12 protein-coding genes are annotated in these 12,350 nt (G+C 65.0%); 5 read left to right on the top strand and 7 right to left on the bottom strand.

The window, feature by feature from the left end:
- Positions 1 to 63: 63 nt before the first annotated feature.
- The gene (locus J3489_RS11940; protein WP_206998170.1) at positions 64 to 549 is read right to left on the bottom strand and encodes an RrF2 family transcriptional regulator; all 486 of its coding nucleotides are present in this window, start codon (positions 547 to 549) and stop codon (positions 64 to 66) included.
- 291 nt (positions 550 to 840) lie between these two features.
- Between J3489_RS11940 and J3489_RS11935 the strand changes: the two genes are divergently transcribed.
- Complete coding sequence (locus tag J3489_RS11935; RefSeq protein WP_206998168.1) at positions 841 to 1,395, top strand: group III truncated hemoglobin; 555 nt, start codon at positions 841 to 843, stop codon at positions 1,393 to 1,395.
- A 43-nt stretch (positions 1,396 to 1,438) separates the two neighbouring features.
- Here the strand turns inward: J3489_RS11935 and moaE are convergent, their stop codons facing one another.
- From moaE to J3489_RS11905, 6 genes are all read right to left on the bottom strand, one after another.
- Positions 1,439 to 1,960 (bottom strand): molybdopterin synthase catalytic subunit MoaE, encoded by a 522-nt coding sequence (moaE, locus tag J3489_RS11930; RefSeq protein WP_206998166.1) that lies wholly within the window; start codon positions 1,958 to 1,960, stop codon positions 1,439 to 1,441.
- A 36-nt stretch (positions 1,961 to 1,996) separates the two neighbouring features.
- Entirely contained in the window at positions 1,997 to 2,254 is a 258-nt protein-coding gene (gene moaD, locus J3489_RS11925; RefSeq protein WP_206998164.1) for a molybdopterin converting factor subunit 1, read from the bottom strand.
- A gap of 67 nt (positions 2,255 to 2,321) precedes the next feature.
- Positions 2,322 to 3,578, bottom strand: a complete 1,257-nt coding sequence (locus J3489_RS11920) for a molybdopterin molybdotransferase MoeA (protein WP_206998162.1) — start codon at positions 3,576 to 3,578, stop codon at positions 2,322 to 2,324.
- Positions 3,579 to 3,709: 131 nt separating this feature from the next.
- Positions 3,710 to 5,161 (bottom strand): threonine synthase, encoded by a 1,452-nt coding sequence (thrC, locus tag J3489_RS11915; RefSeq protein ID WP_206998160.1) that lies wholly within the window; start codon positions 5,159 to 5,161, stop codon positions 3,710 to 3,712.
- A gap of 84 nt (positions 5,162 to 5,245) precedes the next feature.
- Entirely contained in the window at positions 5,246 to 6,571 is a 1,326-nt protein-coding gene (locus J3489_RS11910) for a homoserine dehydrogenase (protein ID WP_206998158.1), read from the bottom strand.
- A 100-nt stretch (positions 6,572 to 6,671) separates the two neighbouring features.
- Complete coding sequence (locus tag J3489_RS11905; RefSeq protein ID WP_309491366.1) at positions 6,672 to 7,919, bottom strand: pyridoxal phosphate-dependent aminotransferase; 1,248 nt, start codon at positions 7,917 to 7,919, stop codon at positions 6,672 to 6,674.
- A gap of 415 nt (positions 7,920 to 8,334) precedes the next feature.
- Between J3489_RS11905 and J3489_RS11900 the strand changes: the two genes are divergently transcribed.
- From J3489_RS11900 to J3489_RS11885, 4 genes are all read left to right on the top strand, one after another.
- On the top strand, positions 8,335 to 8,709 hold the full coding sequence (locus J3489_RS11900) for an Mth938-like domain-containing protein (protein WP_206998154.1): 375 nt from the start codon (positions 8,335 to 8,337) through the stop codon (positions 8,707 to 8,709).
- 210 nt (positions 8,710 to 8,919) lie between these two features.
- Complete coding sequence (locus J3489_RS11895; RefSeq protein ID WP_206998152.1) at positions 8,920 to 10,614, top strand: glycosyltransferase family 39 protein; 1,695 nt, start codon at positions 8,920 to 8,922, stop codon at positions 10,612 to 10,614.
- Positions 10,615 to 10,642: 28 nt separating this feature from the next.
- On the top strand, positions 10,643 to 11,014 hold the full coding sequence (locus tag J3489_RS11890) for an SMR family transporter (protein ID WP_206998150.1): 372 nt from the start codon (positions 10,643 to 10,645) through the stop codon (positions 11,012 to 11,014).
- Positions 11,015 to 11,194: 180 nt separating this feature from the next.
- Entirely contained in the window at positions 11,195 to 12,346 is a 1,152-nt protein-coding gene (locus J3489_RS11885; protein ID WP_206998148.1) for a DegT/DnrJ/EryC1/StrS family aminotransferase, read from the top strand.
- The last annotated feature ends 4 nt before the right edge of the window (positions 12,347 to 12,350 follow it).

Raw genomic sequence — 12,350 nt, 5'->3', positions numbered from 1 at the left:
CCGATTTTTCGCGCGAACGGGCAGCTTCTGTTGAAATACGGCAAGTCCGGCGGCGGCGCTCGTTCAGTCGGGTGGCGCTGCACCGTTGACGGCAATCGGCAGCAGAGGCCGGAAGCCGAGCAGTGCCGCGAGCGGTGCGGCCGGCTGGGCCAGCTCGGCGATCGTGTGGCGATCGAGCTCCGCGAAAAACGCGTTGCGCGCCTCGTGGAAGACCTGCTTGAGACGGCAGTGCGGCTCGATGACGCAAGTGCGCGGCACGACGCCTTCATCCGCGAAACAGCCGACGAGCGCGAAATCGCTCTCGGTGGCGCGCACCACTTCGCCGACACTCAATTGCAGCGACGGCTCGAAAATGCGCAATCCGCCATTGCGGCCGCGGATCGTTTCGATCCAGCCTAATTCTCCGAGCCGCTGCACGACTTTCATCAGATGATTCTTCGAAATGCCATAGGCATCCGAAATATCCTGAATCGTCGCCAATCCGTCTTCGCGCACCGCGAGGTACAGCATTACGCGCAATGCGTAATCGGTATAGTCGGTAAGTCTCATGAGTGCAATGGTGGTCAGGCGCACAACGGCAACGCGCGCCATTAACATCCGGCAAAAACCGTGCTGGGCAAAGGGTTGCCGACGATCTGACTTCGCCATAACATGCATTTTAGATGCAGGTTAGCGCATTTCCAGAACGCCATTGTGCTTCATATTTCGCCTAGTCGAGCGATTGGCATAACAATTTAACGTTCTACCAAACAGAGATTTGCTTCACCCGTTTTTAACACCTTTTTATACCCGCAACGAATCATTTAAATTCGCGCAATACGTCAGATGAATTCAACCGCCATGCCGCCTTCGGACATTCCGCCAAATTCCCGCTATATGGAGCCCACCGAGGCGAATATCCGTGAACTGGTCTATGCGTTCTACGACCGCGTCCGCGCCGATGCGCTGCTCGGCCCCGTCTTCGACGCGGTGCTGGCCGGCCGCTGGGACGATCATCTGCCAAAGATGTGTACTTTCTGGGGCAGCCTCGTGCTCGGCGCGAAGCAGTACCGCGGCAATGTTCAGCAGGCGCATGCGCCGCTCGACGGCATCGAGCCGCGCCATTTCAGCCGGTGGCTTCATCTCTTTTTGGATACCGTCGAAGGCCGTTATGAGCCGGCTGCCGCCGTGCGCTTCATGGAGCCGGCGCTGCGGATTGCGCAAAGCCTGCAGTTGAGCCGGTTCGGCTGGGACTATGCGGTCCCGGCCGAGCAGCAGGCCTTGCTTGATCGGGTCGCGCCCAAACGGCGCGATCAAGATGAGGGCGGCGGTGATCCGCCCGCGCGGCGCGGCGAACCGTTTCCGGCGAAGATCATCGGCCGTACGGCGAGCGACGACGACACTCCGGCTCACTGACGCCTCCGGGCGCTCACATCATCACAGCTGAACGGCCGGCGCCCTACTCGTCGTATTCGGCGCGGTCCGCATTGCCGGCCGGCGCGCCTGCCGGCCCACCTGCGTGGCCCGAATCGATGCTCCAGCGCGCGAGCGCCGCGTCGTCGGTCACGCGCGCATCGACCCAGCGCTCGCCCGTTTCCGTCGTTTCCTTCTTCCAGAACGGCGCCTGGGTCTTCAGGTAGTCCATCACGAACTCGCAGGAGGCAAACGCGTCGCCGCGATGCGCCGCCGTCGTCGCGACGAGCACGATCTGATCAAGCGGATAGAGCTTGCCGACGCGGTGAACGATCAGCACGTCGGCCCCGGGCCAGCGGCGGCGCGCATCGGCGGCGATCGCTTCGAGCGCCTTTTCGGTCATGCCGGGATAGTGTTCGAGTTCCATCGCCTCGACACTCTCGCCGTCGTTCAAGTCGCGCACGGTGCCGACGAAGCACGCAACCGCGCCTACTTTCGGATTGTCCGCACGCAATGCCGCCACCTCGGCGGTCAAATCGAAATCGGCAGTTTGAACGCGGACTCTCATCGATACCTCCCATCGGAACGCGCCGTGTCGCGCGTGTCAGCCGCCCGTGACGGGCGGGAAGAAAGCGACTTCGCAGCCGTCGGTGATGCGCGCGGCGGCGTCCGTCATCGTGTGATTGCAGGCCATGCGCAACGCGCGGCCCTCGGCGAGCGCTTCGGCCCACACGCCGCCGCGCACGCGCAGCCACGCGCGCACGTCGCCGATTGTCGCGATGCTGTCGGGCAGCTCCACCGACTCGTCGGCGAGACCCACCGCCTCACGCACGCTTGCGAAATATCTCAGTTGAATCTTCATCTTGCTGGGGTTCCTCGACGTTGCAGCGCCATGCCTCGGTTCGCTCAGGCAAGCGCCGCGCCCACCGTCAACTCAGGAGTTCGGAAAAAGGAATGAAGCGCACGGTCTCGCCGGCGCTGATCGCGTGGTTGGGCGGATTGTCGATTAGACCGTCACCCCATACCGTCGACGTCAGTACCGCCGAGCTCTGGTTCGGGAACAGGTCGAGACCGCCCGCCGCGTTCACGCGTGCGCGCAGGAATTCGTTGCGGCGATCGCCCTTCGTCTGCGTGAAATCCGCGCGCAGCGACAGTGTGCGCGGCGCCACGTGCTGCACGCCTGCAATGCGCAGCAGGAACGGCCGGACGAACAGCAGGAACGTCACGAAGCTCGACACCGGATTGCCGGGCAAACCGATGAAGTACGCTTCGTTCGCCTGCCCCTCTTCGTCTGCGCGGCGGACCGCGCCGAACGCGAGCGGCTTGCCGGGCTTCATCGCGATCTGCCACATCGCAAGCCGGCCCTCCGCCTCGACGGCGGGCCTCACGTGATCCTCCTCGCCCACCGATACGCCGCCCGACGTCAGGATCAAATCGTGCTCGCGCGCCGCTTCGCGCAGCGTCGCGCGCGTCGCGTCGCGCTGATCGGGGACGATGCCGTAATCGGTGACTTCGCAATTGAGCCGCTCGAGCAAGCCGCGCAGCGTGAAGCGGCTCGAGTTGTAGATCGCGCCGGGCTTGAGCGGCTCGCCGGGCATCGTCAATTCGTCGCCGGTGAAGAACACCGCCACCTTCACGCGCCGCGTGACCGTCAATTCCGCGCAGCCGATCGATGCCGCCAGTCCGAGCGCCTGCGGCGTCAACCGCGTGCCGGCCGGCAGAATCACGGAATCGCGCCGGATGTCGGCGCCTTGCGCAGTAATCCATTCGCCCGCTTTCGGCGTGTGCAGAATCTCGACCTCGTCGCCCGCGGCCTGGGTTTGCTCCTGCATCACCACGGCATCCGCGCCCGGCGGCAGCGTGGCGCCGGTGAAAATGCGCGCCGCCGTGCCCGCCGCGAGCGGCTGCGGCGCGTGGCCCGCGGGAATCCGCTGCGAGACCGGCAGGCGCCGGTCGCCGTGGGACAGGTCAGCTGCGCGCACCGCGTAACCGTCCATCGCGCTCGTATGCATCGGCGGGACGTCGAGCGGCGAAACAACGTCGGCGGCGAGCACCCGGTTCAGCGCATCGAGCGTGGCGACGGTTTCCGTTTCGCCAAGGGGACGTGCCGCGGCAAGGAGCGTGGCGAGCGCCTCGGCGGTCGACAGCATCGGCGCGCGCGGCGCTGGGGAGGAAGGCGTGGACATCGATCTGACGGACGAGTCTTAAAAGGACATTGTAGCGGCCTCGTCGAGAGGCCGCGCAAGGCGCCGCTTAGAGGGAAGCTGCGCGTCTCGCCCGCTACGGCCGGTTGTTTCGATATTCGGATCAGCGTCGCTCAATCGCGCACATTCGCGGCGATGAAGTCCTTGACCTGCTGCACATCGGCCGGCAGCACTTCGAACCGCTGCGGCAGCGCTTCCAGCCCGGCAAACGCGGCGGGCCGCTCCGGCTCGCGCGCGAGCGCCTCGCGGATCGTTTCGCCGAATTTGAGCGGCTGCGCGGTCTCGAGAACGATCATCGGAATGCCTGCTTGCAGGTGCTCGCGCGCGACCTTCAGGCCGTCGGCGGTATGCGTGTCGATCATCGTGTCGTAGCGCCGATGGACGTCGCGAATCGCCTCGACGCGGTCCGCGTGCGTGCTGCTGCCCGACACGAAGCCGAACTCGCGCACACGCGCGAAATCGCCGCTCGCCGCGAGATCGAAGCCGCCCTGCTCCTCGACGTCGCGGAACAGTTGCAGCACACGCTTCGGGTCGCGGCCGAGCAGGTCGAACACGAAGCGCTCGAAGTTCGACGCCTTCGAGATGTCCATGCTCGGGCTGCTCGTGTGATAGGTCTCGGCCGAGCCGCGCACGCGGTAGATGCCGCTCGTGAAGAACTCGTCCAGCACGTCGTTCTCGTTCGTCGCGACGACGAGCTTTTCGATCGGCAGGCCCATCATCCGCGCGATGTGGCCCGCGCAGACATTGCCGAAATTGCCCGACGGCACGGTGAACGACACGCGCTCGTCGTTGCTCTTGGTGGCCGCGAAATAGCCCTTGAAGTAATAGACGACCTGCGCGACGACGCGCGCCCAGTTGATCGAATTGACCGTGCCGATCTTGTAGTTCGCCTTGAACGCGTGGTCGTTGGAGACCGCCTTCACGATGTCCTGGCAGTCGTCGAACACGCCGTCCACGGCAATGTTGAAGATGTTCGGGTCTTGCAGGCTGTACATCTGCGCGGTCTGGAACGCGCTCATCTTCCTGTGCGGCGACAGCATGAAGACGCGGATGCCCTTCTTGCCGCGCATCGCGTACTCCGCAGCGCTGCCGGTATCGCCCGACGTCGCACCGAGGATGTTCAGCGTCTGGCCGGTCGTGCCGAGCGTGTACTCGAACAGGTTGCCGAGCAACTGCATCGCCATGTCCTTGAACGCGAGCGTGGGACCGTTCGACAGCTCCAGCAAAGACAACTGCGCGCCCGACTCGACGCCGAGCGGCTTGAGCGGCGTGATCTGCGCGGCACTTTCGCTGTCGCGCACGTTGCAGTAGACATCGGCCTTGTACGTGCGGCGCGTGAGCGCGCGCAGATCGTCGGCCGGGATGTCGTCGCTGAATTTCGACAGCACCTCGAAGGCCAGATCCGCGTACGACAGCGTGCGCCAGCGCGCGAGTTCGTTGGCCGGGACGCGCGGATATTCGGCGGGCAGATACAGGCCGCCGTCCTTCGCGAGACCGCCGAGGAGAATGCCGGAGAATGTATGGCGCTCGCCGATGCCGGCGCCGCGCGTGGAGATGTAGTTCATGTCAGTACTCGCCGGGGCCGCCCCAAGAGTACCGCCCCCTCGGGGGGCAGCGACCACTGGGAGCGTGGGGGTTATTTGGGTGACCTAGTTCAGCGCTTCCATGCGCAGCTTCGTTACCTTCGAGACGACCGTGGAGAGTGCCTCGATCTCGCGGATCGCCGCGTTCACGTTCTTCTCGAGCGTTTCGTGCGTGATGATGACGATGTCGGTCTCGTCCCCGCCGTCCACTTCCTCCGATTCCTTCTGAAGCAGCGCATCGATCGAGATGCCCGAATCGGCGAGAATGCGCGTGATGCCGGCGAGCACGCCGGTCACATCGGCCACGCGCAGACGCAGGTAATAGCCGCTCGTCACCTCGTCGATCGACAGGATCGGCGTGTTCGAGAGGCTATCCGGCTGGAACGCGAGATGCGGCACGCGATGCTCGGGGTCGGCCGTGTGCAGGCGCGTCACGTCGACGAGATCGGCGACCACCGCGGACGCCGTCGGCTCCGCGCCCGCGCCCTTGCCGTAGTACAGCGTCGAACCGACCGCGTCGCCGTGCACCACCACCGCGTTCATCGCGCCCTCGACGTTCGCGAGCAGGCGCTTGGCCGGAATCAGCGTGGGATGCACGCGTAATTCGATGCCGCGCTCGGCGCGGCGCGCGATGCCGAGGAGCTTGATCCGGTAGCCGAGGTCTTCCGCGTATTTGATGTCGATCGCGGCGAGCTTGCTGATGCCCTCGATGTAGGCGCGCTCGAACTGCACCGGCACGCCGAACGCGATCGCGCTCATGATCGTGAGCTTGTGCGCGGCGTCGACACCTTCGATATCGAATGTCGGATCGGCTTCCGCGTAGCCTAGCTCCTGCGCGCCCTTCAAGGCGGTCGCGAAGTCGAGCCCGCGCTCGCGCATCTCCGAGAGGATGTAGTTCGTCGTGCCGTTGATGATGCCCGCGATGTACTGGATGCGGTTGGCCGTGAGCCCTTCGCGCAGCGCCTTGATGATCGGAATGCCGCCCGCGACGGCCGCTTCGAACGCGACCATCACGCCCTTCGCGTGCGCCGCCTCGAAGATCTCGGTGCCGTGCACGGCAAGGAGCGCCTTGTTGGCCGTCACCACGTGCTTGCCGTTGGCGATCGCGCGCAGCACGAGATCGCGCGCGATCGTCGTGCCGCCGATCATTTCGGCGACGATGCCGATCGACGGATCGTCGACGACGGCGTCGAAGTTGTCGGTGACGAGCGAAAACAGCGCGTCATCGTCGAGCGCGGCGCGCGCCTTGGCCGGATTGCGCACGGCAATGCGCGCGACCTCGATGCCGCGGCCCGCGCGGCGTTTGATTTCTTCCTGGTTGCGGCGCAGTACCGTAAAGGTGCCGCTGCCCACCGTGCCGAAGCCCAAAAGGCCAACTTTGATCGGTTCCATGCAGCGTGTGTGTTCTATGAAAGTGAAGCGTTAATGATAAGGGACCGGTAAGGCGCCCCGAGCCAGGGCGTCGGCGAACCCGAAATTTGCGTGAGGCACGTCAACCGGCATGCCGTTTCCGGTAGCCGTCGAGGAAACGGGCAATGCGGTTGATCGAATCGGCCAGATCGTCCGCATTCGGCAGAAACACGACGCGGAAATGATCCGGCTTCGGCCAGTTGAAGCCCGTGCCCTGCACGAGCAGCACGCGCTCTTCGAGCAGCAGATCGAGGATGAACTGCTGGTCGTCGTCGATCGGATACATCTTCGGATCGAGGCGCGGGAACATATAGAGCGCCGCCTCGGGCTTCACGCAGGTCACGCCCGGGATCGACGTCAGCATGTCGTAGGCGATCTGGCGCTGCTTGTAGAGCCGGCCGGTGGGCACGATCAGATCGTTGATGCTCTGATAGCCGCCAAGCGCGGTCTGGATCGCGTATTGGCCCGGCACGTTCGGGCACAGGCGCATCGACGCGAGGATGCCGAGGCCTTCGAAATAGTCTTTCGCCCGGCGGCGGTTGTCGCCGGTCAGCCCCGAGACGAACATCCAGCCCGCGCGATAGCCGCACGAGCGGTAGCTCTTCGAGAGGCTGTTGAACGTGACCGTCAGCACGTCTTCGGACAGTGCCGCCACCGAAGTGTGCTTTTTGCCGTCGTAGACGATCTTGTCGTAGACCTCGTCGGCGAAGATCACGAGGCCGTGCTGGCGCGCGATCTCGATCAGGTCGAGCAGGAGTTCGTCGGAGTACAGCGCGCCGGTCGGGTTGTTCGGGTTGATGATGACGAGCGCGCGCGTGTTCGGCGTGAGCTTCGCGCGGATGTCGTCGAGATCGGGCATCCAGGCGTTCGCCTCGTCGCACAAGTAGTGCACGGGCGTGCCGCCCGACAGGCTCACGGCGGCCGTCCACAGCGGATAGTCCGGAGCCGGCAGAAGGACTTCGTCGCCGTCGTTCAGGAGGCCCTGCGTGGCCATCACGATCAGTTCGGACGCGCCGTTGCCGATGTAGATGTCGTCCAGCTCGACGCCCTGCACGCCCTTTTGCTGCGTGTAATGCATGATCGCCTTGCGGGCCGCGAACACGCCCTTCGAATCCGAATAGCCGGACGACATCGGCAGATTGCGGATCATGTCCTGAATGATCTCGTCCGGCGCGTCGAAGCCGAACGGCGCCAGGTTGCCGATGTTCAGCTTGATGATACGGTGGCCGTCCTCCTCCAGGCGCTTGGCGTGTTCGAGCACGGGCCCGCGGATGTCGTAGCAGACGTTTAGCAGCTTGTTCGATTTCAGAATCGGTTTCACGGCGGGCACTATTCCTGGGAAAGCCTGAAGACGGGGAAGCCTAGCACTGGCCGGCGCTCGGGGGCGGCCGGTCCGAGCACGCTCACGAAGGACTTGTCTGATGGGGGCTGTGCGCGGCGGCTGTGCGCGGCGGCTGTGCGCGGCGGCTGTGCGCGGCTTATGGCGGCGCACAAAGCGGCAGCCGCAGTGGAGCGGCTAAAAAGTTATAATTTAGCGGATTTTGGCCGACTTCCGCAATGCACCAATCGCGTGCGGCAAGCGCTTTCGGCCGTTCCCGGGCGCGCCTTCGCCCTCTGTTGCCCCGTTCCGGCGCCTTTGCCCCTGGCATCTTGTTGCGTGGCCCGGCCGCACGGGGAAAAGAGGCCGGCTGTCCGCTTGGCGGGCCCGGCGGGCGCGAGACCCATCGGCACAACGGATAACCAATTTGAAATTACATCAGGATTCGAGCGGCGCCCTCAATACCGTGACCGGTTACGGCGCCGGCTACGTCGAAGTCAATCTGCGGCGCTACGAAGGCAGCATCATCGTGCTGCCCGATGCCCCCGTCATCCCCTGGCCCGTGTCGTCGTTCGATGCGCTCACACCCGAGCTTTTCGAGTATCTGATCGCGCCGGCTCCGGAAGTCGTCGTGTTCGGCAGCGGCTCGCGCCTGCGCTTTCCGCATCCGCGTCTCACGGCCGCACTGGCGGCCAAGCGTATCGGCGTCGAGAGCATGGATTTCATGGCGGCCTGCCGGACCTACAACATTCTGATGGCAGAAGGCCGCAAGGTGGCGGCCGCGCTGCTGATCGAGGCATAAGCCGCTGCTAAGGCAGCGCGTGTATCATCCGCGCCGCTAGCTGCCGCTTGGGGTTTGTCGCCGGCGGCACGGCGCTCGGCTGCGCGCCGCCGGATTTGCGCGAACCCAATTGGTTCGCCGCCGGCGCCGGCCAGGCTGCGCAAGCGCTCGCGCTTCACCATGCTCACCACGCCGCCTTCGTGCGGCACCGACTGACAGGCACATACAAAAATGAACGATACGCCTACCCGGCTACCGCTCAATCGCACCGCCCTGCTGCTCCTCGTTCTTGCGCTTGCCATCGTGTGGTTCGTGCCGCTCGGCTGGCGCCACCTGCTGCCGAGCGACGAAGGCCGCTACGCCGAAATGGCGCGCGAAATGCTCGTCACCGGCGACTGGATCACGCCTCGCTACAACGGCTACAAGTATTTCGAAAAGCCGCCGCTGCAAACCTGGGCCAATGCGCTCACGTTCGCGTGGTTCGGCATCGGCGAATGGCAGGCGCGTCTGTACACCGCGCTGACCGGCTTTGCGGGCGTGCTGCTCGTCGGCTACACGGGCGCGCGCCTGTTCAACGCGACCGCCGGTCTCGCCGCCGCGGTCATCCTCGCCTGCTCGCCGTACTGGAACCTGATGGGCCACTTCAATTCGCTCGACATGGCCCTGTCGTTCTGGATGACGCTCACGCTGTGCTCGCTCTTGATCGCGCAGCGGCCAGGGCTCCCGAAAGGCGAGGTCAGACTCTGGATGTGGGTCTGCTGGGCGTCGATGGCGCTCGCGGTGCTGTCCAAGGGGCTCATCGGCCTGATCCTGCCGGGCGCGGTGCTGGTCGTCTATACGCTGATCGAGCGCGACTTGGGGCTCTGGAAGCGTCTGTATCTGGCGAGCGGGCTCATCCTCTTCTTTGCGATCACGACCCCGTGGTTCGTGCTCGTCCAACTGCGCAATCCGGAGTTCTTCAACTTCTTCTTCATCGTCCAGCAGTTCGCGCGCTACCTGACGCCCGAGCAGAACCGGCCCGGCCCGTTCTACTACTTCGCGATCGTGATCCTGGTCGGTTTCCTGCCGTGGCTGTCGATCGGCTGGCGGAGCATCCGCCATGCGGTGTTGCTGCCGCGGCAGCCGAACGGCTTTGCGCCGGCCAAGATGCTGCTCATCTGGTCGGCCTTCATCTTCCTGTTCTTCAGCGCGTCGCATTCGAAGCTGATTTCGTACGTGCTGCCGATCGCGCCCTCGCTCGCGTTGCTGCTCGGCATGCACCTGCCGCTCATCGAGCGGGAGACGCTGCGCCGTCACTGGATCGGCTACGCGATCTTCCTCGTGGTCGCCGCCTTCGGGACGATCTTCCTCGGGACCCAGGGCGACGCGCGCACGCCGAATGCGCTCTATCGCGACTACCAGGTGTGGGTCTGGGCGGCGATCGGCGTCGCGTTCGTGCTGACGCTCGCGGCGATCGCGCTGATCCGGCGCAAGCACGCCGGCCCGATGCCCGCGGCCATCGCGTTCGGCGCGGCGTGGCTCATGCTCGGAACCATCGCCGGCACCGGCCACGACGTGTTCGGCCGCCAGAGCTCGGGCGTGCTGCTCGCGCCCGCCGTCAAGGCGGCGCTCGCGAAGCTGCCGCCCGATACGCCGTTCTACTCGGTCGGCGTGCTCGACCATACTGTGCCGTTCTACGTCGGCCATACGATGATCATGGTCGAGAACGCCGACGAGCTGCGCTTCGGCGTGACGGAGGAGCCGCAGAAATGGGTGCCGACCATCGCCGAATGGGAGGCGCGCTGGAAGGCCGGCAAATACGCGCTTGCGCTGATTCCGGTCGACCGCTACCACGCGCTTGCCGCCGCTCAACTGCCGATGCAGGTGATCGCCCAGGACGCACGCCGCGTGATCGTCGAAAAGCCCGTCGACGCGACGCAACCTTGACCCAATCCCGCCTGACACCCAAGTACCGATGAACCCGATCTCGCTCTTTTGCATCCTGACCGGCGTCGCCCTGAACGCCGGTGCGCAATTGCTCCTCAAAGCCGGCGTGAATGCCGTTGGACACTTCGAATTCACCCGTGCGAACATTCTGCCCATCGGATTCAAGCTCGCGACGCAATTGCCGATCATCGGCGGCCTCGCCTGCTATGTGGTGAGCGTGGGCGTGTGGATCGTCGGGCTGTCGCGGGTGGACGTGTCGATTGCGTATCCGCTGCTCTCGCTCGGCTATGTCGTCAACGCGTTCGCCGCCTGGTATCTGTTCGGCGAGGTGCTGTCGGTCCAGCGTCTCGTCGGCATCGGCATCATCCTGATCGGCGTAGTCGTGCTTGCGCGCAGCTGACCATGCCGGATGGTCCGCGCCTTGCGCATCGCGAGATAGAGTCACGCGTAGATTGATACCCGAACCCACGCGCTGATGCCGTCGTCAGTGCGTCAGTGCTTTAAGCAAATGCATAAACCGCGGCCGCGCCGCCACAAGTGGCGCGAACCGCTTGCCAACCCTTACACGAGCCACGCATCCATGAGTCAGGAATCACTCCCCTTTTTGCCGTTCGTGCGGCCCGAGATCGACGAGGAAACGATTCAGGGCGTCGCCGACGTGCTGCGCTCCGGCTGGATCACGACCGGCCCTCAGAACCAGAGCTTCGAAGCCGCGCTGTCCGAGTACTTCGGCGGCCGCCCGGTGCGCGCGTTCAACTCCGGCACGGCGACGCTCGAAATCGGTCTGCGCATCGCCGGCGTCGGCCCCGGAGACGAAGTGATCACGACGCCCGCGTCGTGGGTCGCGACGAGCAACGTCATCTATGAAGTCGGGGCGACGCCGGTGTTCGCGGACATCGATCCCGTCACCCGCAATATCGATCTCGAGCTCGTCGAAAAGGCGATCACGCCGCGCACCAAGGCCATCATCCCGGTCTATCTCGCAGGCCTGCCCGTCGACATGGACCGGCTCTACGAGATCGCCCGCGCCCACCAGCTGCGCGTGATCGAAGACGCCGCGCAGGCGTTCGGCTCGACCTGGAAGGGCGAGCGCATCGGCAAGCTCGGCGACATCGTCTCGTTCAGTTTCCATCCGAACAAGAATCTGACGTCGATCGAGGGCGGCGCGCTCGTCTTGAACAACGAGGAAGAAGCGGTCCTCGCGACGAAGTACCGTCTGCAAGGCATCACGCGCACCGGCTTCGACGGCATGGACTGCGACGTGCTCGGCGGCAAGTACAACCTGACCGACGTCGCCGCGCGCGTCGGCCTCGGCCAGCTCGCGCACATCGAGCGCTTCAACGCGCAGCGCCGCAAGCTGGTGCGCGCGTATTTCGAGCGCCTCGAAGGCGGCGCGGCGGTGAAGCTCGGCGCCGGGCTGCCGGTCGCCGACTTCGAGAACACCAACTGGCACATGTTCCAGATCACGCTGCCGCTCGAGCGCCTGACACTCGACCGCGCGGGCTTCATGGAGCAGTTGAAGCTGCGCGGCATCGGCTCGGGCGTGCACTATCCTGCGATCCACCTCTTCACGCTGTACCGCGAGCGCGGCTTCAAGCCGGGCATGTTCCCGCACGCCGAGCGCTTCGGGGCGACGACGGTCACGCTGCCGCTCTTCACGCAGATGACCGAAGGCGACGTGGCGCGCGTGTGCGCCGCGGTCAATGAAATTTGCGAACAATACGGAAAATAAGCGG

Origin of the sequence: Trinickia mobilis, from assembly GCF_017315705.1 — a bacterium.
Lineage (GTDB): Bacteria > Pseudomonadota > Gammaproteobacteria > Burkholderiales > Burkholderiaceae > Trinickia_A > Trinickia_A mobilis.
This window is presented reverse-complemented; position numbering and strand designations above follow the sequence as displayed.